Annotated in this window: 14 protein-coding genes, 2 tRNA genes and 1 pseudogene; 7 read left to right on the plus strand and 10 right to left on the minus strand. The window is 71.2% G+C overall.

What is annotated here, in order from left to right:
- Positions 1–4: 4 nt before the first annotated feature.
- From cofC to VFW79_RS16150, 3 genes are read right to left on the minus strand one after another with little or no spacing between them, the layout of a single operon-like run.
- Entirely contained in the window at positions 5–697 is a 693-nt protein-coding gene (gene cofC, locus VFW79_RS16140; protein ID WP_329678307.1) for a 2-phospho-L-lactate guanylyltransferase, read from the minus strand.
- The gene (locus VFW79_RS16145) at positions 694–1,518 is read right to left on the minus strand and encodes a coenzyme F420-0:L-glutamate ligase (RefSeq protein ID WP_329678308.1); all 825 of its coding nucleotides are present in this window, start codon (positions 1,516–1,518) and stop codon (positions 694–696) included. Before VFW79_RS16145 ends, cofC begins: the two co-directional genes overlap by 4 nt.
- Positions 1,515–2,552: a TIGR03557 family F420-dependent LLM class oxidoreductase gene (locus tag VFW79_RS16150; RefSeq protein WP_329678309.1), complete on the minus strand. Its 1,038-nt coding sequence runs from the start codon at positions 2,550–2,552 to the stop codon at positions 1,515–1,517. The genes VFW79_RS16145 and VFW79_RS16150 overlap by 4 nt, the downstream gene beginning before the upstream one ends.
- 148 nt (positions 2,553–2,700) lie before the next feature.
- Between VFW79_RS16150 and valS the strand changes: the two genes are divergently transcribed.
- Genes valS through VFW79_RS16175 form a run of 5 tightly spaced genes read left to right on the plus strand, consistent with a single transcriptional unit; the run spans position 2,701 to position 9,756 of the window.
- Positions 2,701–5,391 (plus strand): valine--tRNA ligase, encoded by a 2,691-nt coding sequence (gene valS / locus VFW79_RS16155; protein WP_329678310.1) that lies wholly within the window; start codon positions 2,701–2,703, stop codon positions 5,389–5,391.
- A 47-nt stretch (positions 5,392–5,438) separates the two neighbouring features.
- Entirely contained in the window at positions 5,439–6,266 is an 828-nt protein-coding gene (locus VFW79_RS16160) for a transporter substrate-binding domain-containing protein (protein ID WP_329678311.1), read from the plus strand.
- Between the two features lies 1 nt (position 6,267).
- Positions 6,268–7,104, plus strand: coding sequence for an amino acid ABC transporter permease (locus tag VFW79_RS16165; RefSeq protein WP_329678312.1), 837 nt, complete (start codon positions 6,268–6,270; stop codon positions 7,102–7,104).
- Positions 7,101–7,904: an amino acid ABC transporter ATP-binding protein gene (locus VFW79_RS16170; RefSeq protein ID WP_329678313.1), complete on the plus strand. Its 804-nt coding sequence runs from the start codon at positions 7,101–7,103 to the stop codon at positions 7,902–7,904. The genes VFW79_RS16165 and VFW79_RS16170 overlap by 4 nt, the downstream gene beginning before the upstream one ends.
- Positions 7,905–7,941: 37 nt before the next feature.
- A complete protein-coding gene (locus tag VFW79_RS16175) occupies positions 7,942–9,756 on the plus strand; it encodes an AMP-dependent synthetase/ligase (protein ID WP_329678314.1) in 1,815 nt (604 codons plus the stop codon).
- Positions 9,757–9,819: 63 nt separating this feature from the next.
- On the opposite strand, the gene VFW79_RS16180 is transcribed toward VFW79_RS16175, so the two are convergent.
- From VFW79_RS16180 to VFW79_RS16210, 7 genes are all read right to left on the minus strand, one after another.
- On the minus strand, positions 9,820–11,016 hold the full coding sequence (locus VFW79_RS16180; protein WP_329678315.1) for a Vms1/Ankzf1 family peptidyl-tRNA hydrolase: 1,197 nt from the start codon (positions 11,014–11,016) through the stop codon (positions 9,820–9,822).
- Between the two features lie 133 nt (positions 11,017–11,149).
- On the minus strand, positions 11,150–11,485 hold the full coding sequence (locus VFW79_RS16185; protein ID WP_329678316.1) for a chorismate mutase: 336 nt from the start codon (positions 11,483–11,485) through the stop codon (positions 11,150–11,152).
- On the minus strand, positions 11,482–12,771 hold the full coding sequence (gene clpX, locus VFW79_RS16190) for an ATP-dependent Clp protease ATP-binding subunit ClpX (RefSeq protein ID WP_329678317.1): 1,290 nt from the start codon (positions 12,769–12,771) through the stop codon (positions 11,482–11,484). The genes VFW79_RS16185 and clpX overlap by 4 nt, the downstream gene beginning before the upstream one ends.
- Positions 12,772–12,966: 195 nt before the next feature.
- A complete protein-coding gene (locus tag VFW79_RS16195; RefSeq protein WP_109130261.1) occupies positions 12,967–13,674 on the minus strand; it encodes an ATP-dependent Clp protease proteolytic subunit in 708 nt (235 codons plus the stop codon).
- A gap of 44 nt (positions 13,675–13,718) precedes the next feature.
- Positions 13,719–14,342 (minus strand): ATP-dependent Clp protease proteolytic subunit, encoded by a 624-nt coding sequence (locus VFW79_RS16200; protein WP_329678318.1) that lies wholly within the window; start codon positions 14,340–14,342, stop codon positions 13,719–13,721.
- Positions 14,343–14,575: 233 nt separating this feature from the next.
- Positions 14,576–15,961, minus strand: coding sequence for a trigger factor (gene tig / locus VFW79_RS16205; RefSeq protein WP_329678319.1), 1,386 nt, complete (start codon positions 15,959–15,961; stop codon positions 14,576–14,578).
- Positions 15,962–16,169: 208 nt separating this feature from the next.
- Positions 16,170–16,243, minus strand: a tRNA-Pro gene (locus tag VFW79_RS16210).
- An 81-nt stretch (positions 16,244–16,324) separates the two neighbouring features.
- On the opposite strand from VFW79_RS16210, the gene VFW79_RS16215 reads away from it, so the two are divergent.
- Both VFW79_RS16215 and VFW79_RS16220 read left to right on the plus strand, forming a co-directional pair.
- Positions 16,325–16,398 (plus strand) — tRNA-Gly (locus tag VFW79_RS16215).
- Between the two features lie 107 nt (positions 16,399–16,505).
- Positions 16,506–17,130 (plus strand): annotated as a pseudogene (locus VFW79_RS16220) (hypothetical protein); the annotation flags it as partial.

Here is a 17,130-nt window from a genome sequence, read left to right on the forward strand (position 1 = left end):
CGCGCTACCCGGCCTGAACCGCCGGCCCCAGCCCGTCGAGCACCGCGCGCGTCCGGGGTCCCGGTCCGAGCAGACGCACTGCCCTGAGGTCCGCACGCACGTCGACGTCGCGGCGGACGGTCGAGCCCTGCGGCATGTCGAGCCGAACGTGACCCCGGTCGGCGTGGGCTCGCGCCGATCCCGGGCCGAAGCACGGGTCGACCGTGGCACCGGGCCGAGCCAGGAGCAGCGTGGTCCCGGTGCCGTCCGCATCCGGGACGAACGAGCGGGCGTGCGCGCCAGCCGCGTCGAGCGCTGCCGCGAGGTCGTCCGGACGCAGGGCAGGGAGGTCGCCGAGGAGCACCCCGACGCCGTTCCCCGGATCCAGGGCCCGGGCACGCGCGAGGCCGGCCCGCACCGCGGCGTCGAGCCCGCGGGGGTGCTCCTCGGCGACGACGTCGACCAGCGCGCCGACCGTGGCGGGGGCGAGCCGCGCCACCTCAGGGTCACCCGTGACGACGACCAGCCGGTCGACCTGCTCTGTCGCGCCCGCGGCGGCGAGCGTGTCCGCGGCCATGGCCCTCACGAGCGCCATGCGGCCAGGGTCGTCGAGGTGCCGCGCGAGGCGCGTCTTGCCGAGGCGCGCGTCCTTGACCGGGACGACGAGCGTCCAGCGCAGGGTCGGGGCGTGCTCGACCGTCGCCTCGGGGTCGCTCACAGCGCCGGAGGGCCGACGTCGGGAGCGCCGTCGGTCGCGTCCTTCCAGCCCTGCGCGTAGGCCTCGGCGCTGCCGGACGCGAACATGTCGTCCGGCCCGACCCGGACCAGCGACCGCGCCCCCGGACCGTCGTCGTCGGTCACGAGGTGCGCGAGCCCGCGCACGACCGCGACGGGTCGCCCGGTGGCCTTGCCCTTGACGAGCTCGGCGGCCGCGGCGACCTCGTCGGCGACGGCAGCCATGCTGGCCTGGAGCGTGCGCCCGAACGTGTCCACCGTGCCGCGCAGGTCGTCGATCACCAGGAGGCCCGCCGCCCCGATGGTGATGTCGGTCTGCCCGAGTCGCCAGGGCCGTCCGGCGGTGTCGGTGACGACCACCGCGAGGTGCACCCCGAACCGTTCCTGGAGTCCCGCCCGCAGCGTCCTGGCCGACGCGTCGGGGTCGATCGGCAGCAGCAGCACGGTGCCGTCGGCGGTGTTGCTCGCGTCCACCCCGGCGGCGGCCATCACGAGGCCGAGCCGGTTCTCGACGATGCGGGTGATGCCGCCCGCGTGCTCCCGGGTCGCGACCACCCGGACCGTCTCGTCGGTGATGGCCTGCTCGCGGTCGACCGCCGCGACGACCCGCCCCTCGGCCTTGGACACGATCTTGCTGGTGACGACCACGATGTCGCCGTTCACCAGGCGCTGGCCCGGTGCGGCGCCCTCGAAGAGCTCGGCCAGGAGCGCGACGAGGTCGTCGCCCGGACGGACCTCGGCGAGCCCGTCGGGCGCCCATGCGCGCATCTCGGCGCTCGCCCCGGGTCCGGGTGCCGCGCTCATCGGACGAGCCCCGGCAGGACGTCGCGGCCGAAGACGTCGATCCACTCACGCTGGTTGCGGCCGACGTTGTGCAGGTAGATCCGGTTGAAGCCGAGGTCGACGAAGCGCTGGATCTCGGCCCGGTGCACGTCGGGGTCCGCCGAGACCACGAGCCGTCCGGCGAAGTCCTCGGGGCGCACGAGCCGAGCCATCTGCTCGAAGTCGAACGGCGACCGGATGTCCGCCTTGGGGAAGCGCATGCCCCCGTTGGGCCACTCGGTCAGGGCGTTGGTCATCGCTTCCTCGTCCGTCTGCGCCCACGACAGGTGCAGCTGGAGGACCTTCGGCAGCGTGGCGGGGTCGCGCCCCGACTCGCGCGCGCCCTCGTCGAACCGCTGGAACAGCCCGGCGATCTTCTCGAGCGGCGCGCCGACCGTGATGAGCCCGTCGGCCACGCGTCCCGCGCGCTTGGCAGTCACCGGACCGGCGGTCGCGATCAGCACCTCGGGTGCCACCTCGGGCATCGTCCACAGCCGGGTCGACTCCAGCTTGTAGTACGTCCCGGAGTGCTTGACGTCCCGGCCCGCGACCGAGGCGTGGAACAGCTTCTTGATGAGCTCGACCGCCTCGAACATGCGGTTGATGCGCTCGGGCGCCTCGGGCCAGTAGGGCGCGACGACGTGCTCGTTGAGCGCCTCCCCCGATCCGATGCCGAGCCAGTGCCGCCCGGGGTACATGGCCGCGAGCGTCGCCGACGCCTGCGCGACCATCGCGGGGTGCCAGCGGAACGTCGGCGCGGTCACGCCGGGACCGATGTCGCCGCGGGTGCGTTCGCCGAGGGCCGCGAGCACGTTCCAGACGAACGCCGACTGGCCCTGCGCCGGGACCCACGGCTGGAAGTGGTCTGCCGCCATGACGCCCGAGAACCCGCGCGACTCGGCATGCACCGCGAGCTCGATCGCCTCGGTGGGGTGGAACTGCTCGAGCATCGCCGCATACCCGATCGCCAGCCCGCGCTCCCCCGCAACCCGCTCCTGGCCCACCGCCACCGTCACCGTCTCCCGCTCGTCGAGGTCCCTCGTGCGAAACCGCCTCGACGAGCGTAGCCAGTCCTCGTTTCGCGCAGGTTCCCGCCGGCTGCTTCACCTGCTGGCGTCGACTGCCTGCACGGAGCCGCACCGGCATCTGGGAAGATGGCTGACCATGAGCGCCTTGAACCCCGAGCAGCCCCCGACCGGCCCGACCATCTCGCGGACGACGGCGGAGCAGGTACCGGACAAGGTCTCGCTCGACGGGCTCGAGACGCGCTGGGATGCCGCCTGGTCGGCCCAGGGCACGTACGCGTTCGACCGGACCCGCACACGCGAGCAGGTGTACTCGATCGACACCCCGCCGCCGACAGTCTCGGGCTCGCTGCACGTCGGGCACGTGTTCTCCTACACGCACACCGACGTCGTCGCGCGGTTCCAGCGCATGCGCGGCCTCGAGGTCTTCTACCCGATGGGGTGGGACGACAACGGCCTGCCGACCGAGCGCCGCGTGCAGAACTACTTCGGGGTGCGCTGCGACCCGTCGCTGCCGTACGTCGAGGGGTACACGCCGCCGTTCGAGGGCGCCGACGGCAAGAGCGTCCGCGCCGCGGACCAGCAGCCGATCAGCCGCCGGAACTTCGTCGAGCTGTGCGTGCGGCTCACCGCCGAGGACGAGCAGCAGTTCGAGGCGCTCTGGCGTCACCTCGGCCTGAGCGTGGACTGGTCGCACCACTACCAGACCATCGGTCGCGACGCGCAGACCGTCGCCCAGACCGCGTTCGTGCGGAACCTCGCGCGCGGCGAGGCGTACACGGCCGAGGCGCCGGGCCTGTGGGACGTGACGTTCCAGACTGCGGTCGCGCAGGCCGAGCTCGAGGCCCGCGACTACCCCGGGGCCTTCCACAAGGTCGCGTTCCACCGCCCCGACGGCTCCCCCGTCTACATCGAGACCACCCGGCCTGAGCTGCTGCCGGCCGTCGTCGCGCTCATCGCGCACCCCGACGACGAGCGCTACCAGCACCTGTTCGGCACGACGGTGACCTCGCCGCTGTTCGGCGTCGAGATCCCGGTGCTCGCCCACACGATGGCCGAGCCCGAGAAGGGCGCCGGCATCGCGATGTGCTGCACCTTCGGCGACCTGACCGACGTGCAGTGGTGGCGCGAGCTGCAGCTGCCGACCCGGTCGGTCCTCACCCGCGACGGCCGCCTGGCCCGCGAGACCCCGGACTGGATCACGTCGGCCGAGGGCACGGCCGTGTTCGTCCAGCTCGCGGGCAAGACGACGTTCTCCGCGCGGACGATCGTCGTGGACGCCCTGCGCGACGCCGGCGACCTGGACGGCGAGCCCGTCGCGACCCAGCGCAAGGCCAACTTCTACGAGAAGGGCGACAAGCCCCTCGAGATCGTCACGAGCCGCCAGTGGTACATCCGCAACGGCGGGCGCGACGCCGAGCTGCGCGACACGCTCCTCGCGCGCGGCGACGAGCTGAGCTTCCACCCGGACTTCATGGCCGTCCGCTACCAGAACTGGGTCGGCGGCCTCAACGGTGATTGGCTCGTCTCGCGCCAGCGCTTCTTCGGGGTGCCGATCCCGGTCTGGTACCCGCTCGACGCCGATGGCGAGCCGCGCTACGACGCGCCGATCACGCCGCCCGAGCAGGCCCTGCCGATCGACCCGTCCGCCGACGTCCCGGCCGGGTACACGCCCGACCAGCGCGGCGTGCCCGGCGGGTTCATGGGCGACCCCGACATCATGGACACCTGGGCGACGAGCTCGTTGACCCCGCAGATCGCCGGCGGCTGGCTCGCCGACCCCGACCTGTTCGCGCGCGTCTTCCCGATGAACCTGCGCCCGCAGGGCCAGGACATCATCCGCACGTGGCTGTTCTCGACAGTCGTGCGCTCGCACCTCGAGCACGGCAGCCTGCCGTGGTCCGACGCCGCGATCTCGGGCTGGATCCTCGACCCCGACCGCAAGAAGATGAGCAAGTCGAAGGGCAACGTCGTCACGCCGATGGGCCTGCTCGACGAGCACGGCTCCGACGCGGTGCGGTACTGGGCGGCCTCGGCCCGGCTCGGGACGGATGCGGCGTTCGAGATCGGCCAGATGAAGATCGGTCGCCGGCTCGCGATCAAGGTGCTCAACGCGAGCAAGTTCGTCCTCGCGTTCGGGGCTCCCGACGAGCGCGCCGCACTGCTCGACGCCGGCCTCGTGACCGTCCCGCTCGACCGCGCGATGCTCGCGGGTCTGGCCGACGTCGTGGACCGTGCGACGGCCGCGCTCGAGCAGTACGACCACACGCGTGCGCTCGAGCTGACCGAGACGTTCTTCTGGACCTTCTGCGACGACTACCTCGAGCTGGTCAAGGACCGCGCATATGCGGGCGGTGCCGTCGAGTCCGACGTCTCGGCCGACACGGCCTCCGCGCGCGCCGCGCTGGGCATCGCTCTCGACACGCTGCTGCGACTGTTCGCACCGGTCCTGCCGTTCGCGACCGAGGAGGTCTGGTCGTGGTGGCGCGAGGGCTCGGTGCACCGCACCCCGTGGCCGACGTCAGACCCGCTCCGCGCCGCTGCAGGAGACGCCGACCCGGGCGTCGTCACGGCCGCAGGCTCGGCGCTCGCTGCCTTGCGCAAGGTGAAGTCCGAGGCCAAGGTGTCGATGCGGACCGAGATCGCGGCGGTCACACTGCTCGTCCCTGCCGCGCTGCGGGTCGGCGTCGAGGTCGCGCTCGACGACGTGCGCGCGGCAGGCCGGGTCACGGGGACGCTCACGATCGAGACCGCCGAGGTCGAGTCCGTGGTCGCCCGCGACACCGAGCTGCTCCCCGCGGAGCCCAAGCCCGCCAACTTGCATATCTAGTGTCCCGAGTGCATACTCATGCAGCCACCTTTGAGAGGACTGCCGTCATGAAGACCGCCCTTCGTCTGATCCCCCTCGGCCTCGCGGCCGCCCTCGCGCTGACCGGATGCGCGTCGTCGAGCAGCCCCGCTGCGAGCACGGCGGCCACGGAGGGGAGCTCGGCAGCGAGCACCGCAGCGACGACCGACGTCACCTTCGTCGACCCGGGCAAGCTCACCGTGTGCACCAACCCGCCCTACGAGCCGTTCGAGTTCAGCGACGCGTCGGGCAACATCGTCGGGCTCGACATCGACATCGTGGGTGAGGTCGCCAAGGACCTGGGCGTCTCGCTCGCGACGACGGTGACGCCGTTCGAGGGCATCCAGTCGGGCGCGAACCTCGACACGGGCACGTGCGACGTCGTCGCGTCGGGGATCACGATCACCGCCGACCGCAAGGCCAAGATCGACTTCTCCGACCCGTACTTCAACGCGGACCAGGGCCTGCTCGTCCCCGAGGGCTCCGACCTCAAGGACATCGCGTCGCTCAAGGGCAAGAACGTCGCCGTGCAGCAGGCGACCACGGGCGAGACGTGGGCGAAGGACAACGGCCTGGACGCCGTCACGTTCGAGGACCTGGGCCTGCAGATCCAGGCGCTCAAGACCGGCCAGGTCGACGCGGTCGTCAACGACATCGCGGTGCTCGGCCCGTTCGTCAGCCAGGGCTTCACGGTGGCGGCGAACTTCTCGACCGGCGAGCAGTACGGCCTGGGCGTGAAGAAGGGGAACACCGCGCTGGTCGCGGCGATCAACAAGACCCTCGCGCGCATCCACGCGGACGGCACCTACGACGCGATCTACAAGACGCGCATCGGCACCGCCCCCACGGGCAGCTGACATGGCCGTGACGGACGGCGAGTCACTGGCGCTGGTGCCTCGCACCGGCCGGAGCCCGCGTCAGCGCGCCCGGACGGCGCGCGGCATCCAGTACGTGGTGCTGATCGTCGCACTCGCCGCCGTCGCCGCCGTGACCGACTGGTCACGCATCGGGACGTCGTTCTTCAACCCGACGGCTGCGTCGCACATCATGCACCAGCTGCCGACCGGCATCCGCAACACGGTGCTGTACACGCTGGCAGCGTTCGTAGTCGGCCTCAGCCTCGGCACGCTGCTCGCGCTCATGAAGCTCTCCTCGGTGCGCCCCTACCGGTGGATCGCGACGACGTACATCGAGTTCTTCCGCGGCATCCCCGCGCTGCTCGTCGTCGTCGCGTTCGGCTTCGCGGTGCCGATCGCCTTCGGGGTGAACATCGGGTCCCTGCTCGTGAAGATCGCGCTCGCGCTGGGACTGGTCTCCGCGGCCTACATCGCCGAGACGCTCCGGGCCGGGATCCAGGCGGTCCCGCGTGGACAGATCGAGGCGGCCCGGTCTCTCGGCATGTCGCACACGCGCACGCTGATGACCGTCGTCATCCCGCAGGCGTTCCGCATCGTGCTCCCGCCGATGACCAACGAGTTCATCCTGCTGACCAAGGACACCTCGCTCGTGTTCCTGCTCGGGCTCAAGCCGGCGCAGGTGGACCTCACCTATATCGGCCGAGACGCCCTCAACAAGGCCACGGGCGGGTTGACCGCCCTCTTCGTCGTCGGCGCCGCCTACCTCGTCATCACCATCCCGCTCGGGTTCCTCGCCCGCTGGCTCGAGCGCCGCAGCGGAGGGGGCAACCGCCCATGAGCACGAGCCCCACGGCCGGCCCGGGCGACGCACCCGTCGTCGAGATCTCCGGCCTGCACAAGTCGTTCGGCGAGCGCGAGGTCCTGCGCGGCATCGACCTCCAGGTGGCACCCGGTGAGGTGGTGTGCATCATCGGACCCTCGGGCTCGGGCAAGTCCACACTGCTGCGCTGCGTGAACCTCCTGGAGCAGCCGACGGCGGGCACGATCCGGGTGCTCGGCACCGAGGTCACCGACCCCGACGTGGACATCGACCACGTCCGGACGCACGTCGGGATGGTGTTCCAGCAGTTCAACCTGTTCACGCACCGCACGGTCCTCGACAACTGCACGCTCGCCCAGCGCAACGTGCTGGGGCGCTCGAAGGCCGAGGCCGAGCGGGTCGCGATGGCGAACCTCACGCTCGTCGGGCTCGCCGACCGGGCCGGCGCCCACCCCGCGCAGCTCTCGGGCGGCATGCAGCAGCGGGTCGCGATCGCGCGCGCGCTCAGCATGGACCCCCACCTCATGCTCTTCGACGAGCCGACGTCGGCCCTGGACCCCGAGCTCGTCGGCGAGGTCCTCGCCGTCATGCGCGACCTGGCCGAGGCCGGCATGACGATGCTCGTCGTGACCCATGAGATGGCGTTCGCCCGCGAGGTCGGCGACCGCGTGGTGTTCATGGACGACGGCCAGGTCGTCGAGATCGGGCCCGCCGAGCAGGTCATCTCCGCGCCGCGCGAGGAGCGCACCCGCACGTTCCTCCAGCGGGTCGTCGACCCGACGCACGCCGCTGCAGCGCGGGGCACAGCCGCCGACTAGGGTCGACGTGCCCGACCCCTGCTGACCTGGAGCACCGATGCGCGAGATCACGTCCCCCAGCCTCGTCGAGGCCGACCCGGCCTGGAGCATCCCGGGACTGCTCGCCAAGCGCGTCGCCCGCAGCCCGCACGGGACCGTGATCGAGCGCTCGTCGGGTCTCGGTGGGACCTGGACCCCGGTCACCGCGGCCGCCTTCGCCGCCGAGGTCGCGGCGGTGGCCAAGGGGCTCGTCGCGCACGGGATCGCGCCGGGCGACCACGTGTCGATCATGTCGCACACGCGGTATGAGTGGACCGTCGCCGACTTCGCGATCTGGGCCGCGGGCGCCATCAGCGTGCCGATCTACGAGACGTCGTCGCCCGACCAGGTCCGCTGGATCCTGTCCGACTCGAACGTGCGGCTCGCGATCGTCGAGACCGCCGCCCACGCGGCCGTCATCGAGAACGTCCGCGCCGAGCTGCCCGACCTCGGTGAGGTGGTCGTGATCGACGAAGGCGGCATCGCGGCGCTCGTCGCCCACGGCGCGGACGTCCCGGACGCCGAGATCGAGCACCGCAGCGCGCAGCTCGGCGCCGAGGACGTCGCGACGATCATCTACACGTCCGGCACGACGGGCCGCCCGAAGGGGGTCGTGCTGACGCACGGCAACTTCGTGGCGCTCACGCTCAACGGCACCCTGGGCCTCGCCGAGGTCTGCGCGCAGCCGGACTCGCGCACGCTGCTGTTCATGCCGCTCGCCCACGTCTTCGCTCGGTACATCGAGGTGCTGTGCATCCCGTCCGGCGCGGTGCTGGGCCACACGCCCGACACGCGCAACCTGCTCGCCGACCTCGAGACGTTCAAGCCGACGTTCATCCTGGCCGTGCCTCGCGTCTTCGAGAAGGTCTACAACTCCGCCGAGCAGAAGGCCGGCGCCGGCGCGACGCTGCGGATCTTCCGGTGGTCGGCGAAGGTCGCGATCACCTACTCGCGCGCGCTCGAGACAGCGAGCGGTCCGGGGTTGGTACTCAAGGCCCAGCACGCCGTCGCTGACGCGCTCGTGCACCGCAAGCTGCGCGCCGCGCTCGGCGGCAAGGCGAAGTACGCCATCTCGGGCGGCGCCCCGCTCGGCGAACGGCTTGGCCACTTCTACCGCGGCATCGGCCTGCAGGTCCTCGAGGGCTACGGGCTGACGGAGTCGACGTCGGCGACCGCCGTCAACCGACCCGAGTCGGTCAAGATCGGCACCGTCGGCCCGCCGTTCCCCGGTACCTCGATGCGGATCGAGGACGACGGCGAGATCTCGATCGCCGGACCGCACATCTTCCGCGGGTACCACAACAACCCGGAGGCGACGGCCGAGTCGCTCGTCGACGGCTGGTTCCACACCGGCGACCTCGGGTTGTTCGACGACGACGGCAACCTGCGTATCACCGGTCGTCTCAAGGAGATCATCGTGACCGCGGGCGGGAAGAACGTCGCACCCGCCGTGCTCGAGGACCGGCTCCGGGGCCACCCGATCGTGAGCCAGGTCGTCGTCGTCGGCGACGCGCGTCCCTTCATCGGCGCGCTCGTGACCCTCGACGCCGAGCTGCTGCCCGGATGGCTGTCGGCGCACGGCCTGCCCCCGATGGAGCCGGCGGCGGCGGCGACCAACCCCGGGGTGCTCGCGGCCCTGGACCGAGCGGTCACGCGCGCCAACGAGGCGGTCTCGCGCGCGGAGTCGATCCGCAAGATCCACGTGCTGCCGACCGACTTCAGCGAGGCGAACGGGTACCTCACCCCGACGCTCAAGGTGAAGCGCGCCCAGGTGCTCAAGGACTTCGCGGCGGAGATCGACGCGCTCTACGTCGACACCCGGACGAGCGACTGACACCCGCGGGTGACGAATCGAGCGCGCCACCGGGGTCCGGGGCGGCGCGCTCGGTTCGACGCCTCAGACGCTGTTGCGCAGCCGCGACCTGTCGCCCGACTGGCTGAGCACCGACTCGCGCGGTGTGGAGCCGTCGTTCCACCGCAGCAGCGCGCCGACCCCGTCGACGAGGTCCACGGCACCGTCCTCGGCGAACGTGAGACCTGCATCCTGACCGAGCGCAGCCCGCATGAGGGCGATGTCGGCACGTAGGGTCCGCGCACCCTCCTCGACGCCCATCGTCGCGAGGTCGGCCCGGCTGAGGGCGACCTGCAGAGGCTCAGGACCCACCCAGAGCTCACGCTCAGCCAAGGGGGACGACGCGCCCGCGACGGACTCCGCCAGGACGAGCTCGCGCACCTGACCGCGGCGCAGCACGTCGACCACGTCACCCAGCTCGGTCACGGCAGACCCGCCACGGCCCTGCTGCGTCCGGAACAGGTCGAGGACGAGCTCGCGGCGCCGCGTCCGGTGATCGGCCAGAGCCTTGGCCACCCGGGCCGCGAACACCTCCTGCTTGATGCCGTCGGCACGTGAGCCGCCGGGGACCTCGATGAGCATCTCCCGCACGCGCTGGCCGACCGCGTCGCGAACGAGCGCGACCGCTCGCACGTCGCCCGTCAGCAGGACGAGCTCGGGATGGCGCCGTCCGACGACGCGGTCGAGCTCCGCCGCGACGACCTGCGCGTTGCGTTCCCAGGAGTCCTCTGCGCGCGTCGCGAGCCGGCGCTGCGAGGTGCCGCCGTCATGGGTCTTGTGCAGCACGTCGTGCCCGCCCTCGATCGACTCCATCGGCGGACCGACGAGACCCGATCCCTCGGACCACGTCAGGTCGGCGCCCAGGCGATCGACCTCGACGAGCAGGTACCGCGTCGACTCGTCGGCGGCGCGCGCGGCCGGCAGCAGCGCCGGCGCGGGTCCGCAGACGGCGAGCGACTGCGCGGGAGGCTCCGCGAGCACCCGATCGACCCGGACGCCCTCCGCGTCGGCGATCAGGACCCGACCGTGCGACCCCGCGACGCGGGCGGGGCGGGCCACACGATCGCCGATCTCGTCCAGCACGGCGGTCGGCGCCCCCTGATGCTCGAGCTCCCGGCGCACCGCCTTCCAGCGGTCCGAGGACTCGGACGAGCCGGCCGCCTCCGCGGGGGTGGCGTCGATGTAGACGGTCGTGAAGGGGGCGGGTCGGCCGAGCAGGGGCTTGAGCCAGTTCAGATCCATGGGCAACGTCTCCGGAGTCGATTCCCAAACCCGGCCGTGGTGGCGCCTGCGGCACGCCACTCCGGGTGCTGACCCCACCTACCCTCCGCCAGGTGGGCGTCCGGCGCCACCCCCGGCGCGATCGGTCACCCGGTCAGGCGCCCGGGACCGCCGGACCGTTGGCGAGGGCCTCGTGGTGACGGATGACCTCTTCGACGATGAAGGCCAGAAACTTCTCGGCGAACACGGGGTCGAGATCCGCCTCGTGGGCGAGCTGACGCAGCCGCGCGACCTGCTGCGCCTCCCGCCCGAGGTCGGAGGCCGGCAGACCTCGGGCGGCCTTGAGCATGCCGACCTGCTGCGTCGCCTTGAACCGCTCGGCCAGCAGGTACACGAGCGCCGCGTCGATGTTGTCGATGCTCCCGCGCAGCCGCACGAGCTCGGCAGGCAGCGGCTCCTGGGAGCTGGCGCTGTCCGGAACCGCGGTCACGCGCTCTTCTCGCGCTCGGTCCGCTTGGGCTTCTGGACGTCACGCGGGACGAGCGTCGGGTTCACGTTCTCGAGCACGACCCCGCGGGTGATGACGACCCGGCCGACGTCGTCCCGGCTCGGGATCTCGAACATGACCTGCTGGAGGACCTCTTCCATGATCGCTCGCAGCCCACGCGCGCCAGTGCCGCGCAGCAGCGCCTGGTCGGCGATCGCGGCGATCGCGTCCTCCGTGAACTCCAGCTCGACGCCGTCGATCTGGAACATGCGCTGGTACTGCTTGACGAGCGCGTTGCGGGGCTCGGTGAGGATGCGCACGAGGGCGTCACGGTCGAGCGGCGAGACCGTGGTGATGACCGGGACACGGCCGATGAACTCCGGGATGAGCCCGAACTTGAGCAGGTCCTCCGGCATGACCTCGCCGAACACGTCGACGTCGTCGACCGAGTGCAGGGAGGCGCCGAACCCGATCCCTCGACGACCGGCGCGCGACGTGATGATCTCGTCGAGGCCCGCGAACGCACCGGCGACGATGAACAGCACGTTCGTCGTGTCGATCTGGATGAACTCCTGGTGGGGGTGCTTGCGGCCGCCCTGCGGCGGGACCGAGGCGGTCGTGCCCTCGAGAATCTTCAGCAGCGCCTGCTGCACGCCCTCGCCCGAGACGTCGCGCGTGATCGACGGGTTCTCGCTCTTGCGGGCGATCTTGTCGACCTCGTCGATGTAGATGATGCCGGTCTCGGCCTTCTTGACGTCGTAGTCAGCGGCCTGGATCAGCTTGAGGAGGATGTTCTCGACGTCCTCGCCGACGTAGCCGGCCTCGGTGAGCGCCGTGGCGTCGGCGATCGCGAACGGCACGTTGAGCATCTTGGCGAGGGTCTGCGCGAGGTACGTCTTGCCGCAGCCCGTGGGGCCGATCAGCAGGATGTTCGACTTCGCGATCTCGATCGGGTCGTCGCCGCCGATGCCGCTGCCCGCCCGGCCGAGCTCGCCGGCCTGGATCCGCTTGTAGTGGTTGTACACCGCGACCGCGAGGGTCCGCTTGGCCGGCTCCTGGCCGATGATGTACTGCTCGAGGAACGCGAAGATCTCTTTCGGCTTCGGCAGGTCGACCATGGCGGTCTCGGTCGACTCGGCCAGCTCTTCCTCGATGATCTCGTTGCACAGGTCGATGCACTCGTCGCAGATGTAGACCCCTGGCCCCGCGATGAGCTTCTTGACCTGCTTCTGGGACTTCCCGCAGAACGAGCACTTGAGGAGATCGGCTCCGTCCCCGATACGAGCCACGTGCGTCCCCTTCCTTCGTGTCGCTCTCCGTCCGGCTGGGCGGCGCGTCGTCCTGCTCCGACGGGGCGCGGCCTCGCCGGTCGCCCCCGTGCTCCCCCCATTGCACACCACCCGCGCCGACATGTCAGCCTGCGGACCCTCGGGAGCCCGGCGTGTCCCTGCCGGGCCCGCGTGACGGGCCCGGCAGGTCGAGGGTCAGACCGGCTGGACGACGACCGGGACGACGCCCTTGCGCGACGCGAGCACCTGGTCGACGAGGCCGTACTCGAGGGCCTCGGCCGCCGTGAGGATCTTGTCGCGCTCGATGTCGAGACGGACCTGGTCGACCGTGCGGCCCGAGTGCTTCGCCAGCGTCTCCTCGAGCCACTCGCGCATGCGGATGAGCTCGTTGGCCTGGATCTCGATGTCGGAGGCCTGCGCGTAGCCGCCGCCCTCCATCGCGGGCTGGTGGATCAGGATTCGGGCGTTCGGCAGCGCGAGGCGCTTGCCGGGGCTGCCCGCACCGAGGAGCACCGCCGCGGCCGAGGCCGCCTGGCCGAGGCACACCGTCTGGATCTGCGGCTTGATGTACTGCATGGTGTCGTAGATCGCCGTCATGGCGGTGAACGAGCCACCCGGTGAGTTGATGTACAGGATGATGTCGCGGTCCGGGTCCGTGCTCTCGAGCACGAGCAGCTGGGCCATGACGTCGTCCGCGGACGCATCGTCGACCTGGACACCGAGGAAGATGATGCGGTCCTCGAACAGCTTGGTGTACGGGTCCTGACGCTTGAAGCCGTAGGCCGTGCGCTCCTCGAACTGCGGAAGCACATAGCGTCCGTTGGGTGAGGTGGGGGCCAGGCCCGATGCGCCCGGACCACCCAGGCGCCCGGCGCGGGCGTAGAACTGCGACTCGATGCTCATGGGGGTTCTCCTCGTGCTCTCGCGGGGGACGGTCGGCGCGCCGGTCAGGACGCCGTCGTCCCACCGCCGCCGGAGACAGACCCGGCATGGGTGACGACGTGGTCGACGAAGCCGTACTCGAGCGCCTCCGGCGCGGTGAACCAGCGGTCGCGGTCCGAGTCGGCGGTGATCTGCTCGACCGTCTTGCCGGTCTGGCCGGCGATGAGCTCGGCGAGCAGCGACTTCATGTGCAGGATCAGCTGGGCGTTGATTCGGACGTCGGTCGCGGTCCCCCCGATGCCGCCCGAGGGCTGGTGCATCATGACGCGCGCATGGGGCGTCGCGTAGCGCTTGCCCTTGGTGCCCGAGGAGAGCAGGAACTGGCCCATCGAGGCAGCCATGCCGATCGCGACGGTCGCCACGTCCGGCTGGATGTACTTCATGGTGTCGTAGATCGCCATGCCGGCCGTGATCGAGCCGCCGGGCGAGTTGATGTACAGGAAGATGTCCTTGGTCGGGTCCTCGGCCGCGAGAAGCATCATCTGGGCGCAGATGGCGTTCGCGTTCTCGTCGCGGACCTCCGAGCCCAGCCAGATGATCCGCTCGCGCAGCAACCGGTTGTAGATGTGGTCGTTGAGGCCGAATCCAGGCGAGTCCGCCCGGGCGATCGCTGGTGTCTGGTCGTTCACGAAGGCTCCTTCGTCTGACTGCGTCCGCGACCGGAATCCCGGTGCGGACCCTGCATGTTCAGTGACCCTAACGCGACGTGCCCGCCCCGAACGTCCCTCGTCGGCGCGTTTTCGCTGTCGGCGCACACGCCCTGGGGCAGGTCAGCACCCCGGCCCCGAGGCGGCACCCGACCCGGAACGCCGAGGGCCCCGCACCGGGTGCGGTGCGGGGCCCTCGGGGCGGGACGTCCAGGTCAGGCCGTGGGCTCCGACGTGGCCGGCTGCTCGTCGTCGAAGATGATGTCCGACTCGTCGTCGCGCGTCTCGGCGAGCGCCTCGATCGCGTCCTCCGCGTCCGTCCCGATGAACTCGGACAGGTCGACGACGTTGCCGCCACCGTCCTTGACCTCGATCTTGCGCAGCGCGACCGCGAGCGCCTTCGAACGGGCGACCTCGGCAACCATCGCCGGGATCTGCCCCTGCTGGTCGACCGTCTGGATGAACGTGTTCGGGTCCATGCCGTACTGGCGCGACGCGCTCACGAGGTAGTCGAGGAGCTCGTTCTGGTTGACCTTGATCTCGAGGTTCTCCGCGAGCGTGTCGAGCAGGATCTGGTTGCGCAGCGCCGTCGTGGCCTGCTCCCCGACCTCGGCGCGGTGCTCGTCGTCCTCGAGGCGCCCCTCGGACTCGAGGTGACGGGTCACCTCGGCCTCGACGACGCCCTGCGGGACCGGGATCTCCGTCGCGGCGATGAGCTGCTCGAGGAGCTGGTCACGCGCCTGCACGGCCTGGTTGGAGGCCTTGATCCGTGCGACCTGCTCGCGCAGGTCCGCGGTCAGCTCCTCGAGCGTGTCGAACTCGCTCGCGAGCTGGGCGAAGTCGTCGTCGGCCGTGGGGAGCTCGCGCTCCTTGACGGTCGTCGCGGAGATGGAGACCTGCGCCTGCTCGCCGGCGTGCTCGCCGCCCGCGAGGGCCGTCTCGAACGTCGTGGTCTCGCCGGCGGACAGGCCCGTGACGGCCTCGTCGAGGCCCTCGAGCAGGTTGCCGGAGCCGACGCGGTAGCTGGTCCCGCTGACCGAGTCGACGGTCTCGCCGTCGATCGTGGCCTCGAGGTCGAGGACGACGAAGTCACCGTCGGCGGCGGGCCGGTCGACACCGACGAGCGTGCCGAAGCGCTCGCGCAGCGCGTCGAGGCGCTCGGTGACGTCCTCGTCGGTGACCTCGACGTCGTCGACCGTGATCGCGATCGCGTCGAGCGACGGGACGGTGATCTCGGGCCGGACCTCGACCTCGGCGGTGAAGTGGAGCTCGCCCTCGGCGCCCGTCGGGGTGCCCTCGAGCGCGGGGATCTTCGTGACCTCGACCGCGGGCTGACCCATCGGGCGCAGCTTGTTGTCGCGGACAGCCTCGGCATAGAAGCCCGAGAGCCCCTCGTTGACCGCGTGCTCGATGACCGCGACGCGACCGACCCGCTGGTCGATGATGCGTGGCGGGACCTTGCCCTTGCGGAAGCCGGGAACGGTGACCTGCTCGGCGATGTGCTGGTACGCGTGGTCGATGCTCGGCTTGAGCTCGTCGTACGGCACCTCGACGGTCAGCTTGACCTTGGTGGCGTCCAGGGTCTCGACGGCGCTCTTCACTTCAGTGGTCTCCAACTGCTCGGGGCGGGCGCCGGCGACTCCGGCGACATCCGTGGCGTGCTGCGCGAGCCGTGCCTGGTCCCGAGGTCCGAAGAGACCGGACGGGGTGAGGCGGCACGCGTCACGCGACCCTCGATGCTACGTCACGGCACCGCGACGCCCCAAAGCCGCGGGCGCGTCACGCGGCCGAGGTCGAGTTACTGATCGGTCGGGATGGCGGGATTCGAACCCACGACCTTCCGCTCCCAAAGCGGACGCGCTACCAACCTGCGCCACATCCCGTGCGCGACGAGTGTAGTGGGGCCACCGACCAGTGCCGCCGACCCGGTAACCTAGGTGCGCTGGACGGCGCGAGCCGACCATGCGGGTGTAGCTCAATGGTAGAGCCCCAGTCTTCCAAACTGGCTACGGGAGTTCGATTCTCCTCACCCGCTCCAACGTTTCCGCAGGTCAGAGACCTGCGACGACCGTGTCAGACCCCCGCTGGACCCTTGTCGCAGGCCTGTCGTGCCATAACGTGCCATAAGCGCCCGGAGGTCCCGCCATGACTGATCGCTCCTCGCACCGCCGCGCGAGCGGCGCCATCCGTCGGCTGCCGTCGGGGAGGTGGCAGGCCAGGTACACCGGGCCCGACGGCGCGATGCGCACCATCGGCACCTTCGCGACCAAGACCGAGGCCGACCAGGCGCTCGCCCACGAGGTCTCCACGATGGCCCGCGGCGGGTGGCGCGACCCGCGCCTGGGCGAGCAGCTGCTGGGCGAATGGTTCCGCGGCTGGATCGCGACGCGCACCGACATCGCCGAGTCGACCCGGGCGCTGTACGAGCAGGTGCTGGCCACCTGGATCGACGCGCCCGTCCCCATGACCGCGGCCTCTGGGCGGCCAACGGCCGTCCATCTGGGGATCCGGACGCTGGCATCGCTGACGCCCGCCGCGGTACGCGAGTGGAACCACGCGGTGACGGCCGAGTCGACGCGGCGGGTGACCGAGCGGTGGGAACGCAGCGGCAAGCACGACACTCGCGTGAATGCGGCGATCCGGGCGTGGGCGGCGGCGTCGGGTGCGCCGTTGGCCCCCACCGGCCGGATCCCCGGGTGGGCGCGGGACGGGTGGGTCGCCGCGACCGGCGGTGCATCGGTGCCCGAGCGCCCGTTGCGGCGCAACGCTG

Source organism: Cellulomonas sp., assembly GCF_036279715.1.
Taxonomy (GTDB): domain Bacteria; phylum Actinomycetota; class Actinomycetes; order Actinomycetales; family Cellulomonadaceae; genus Cellulomonas_A.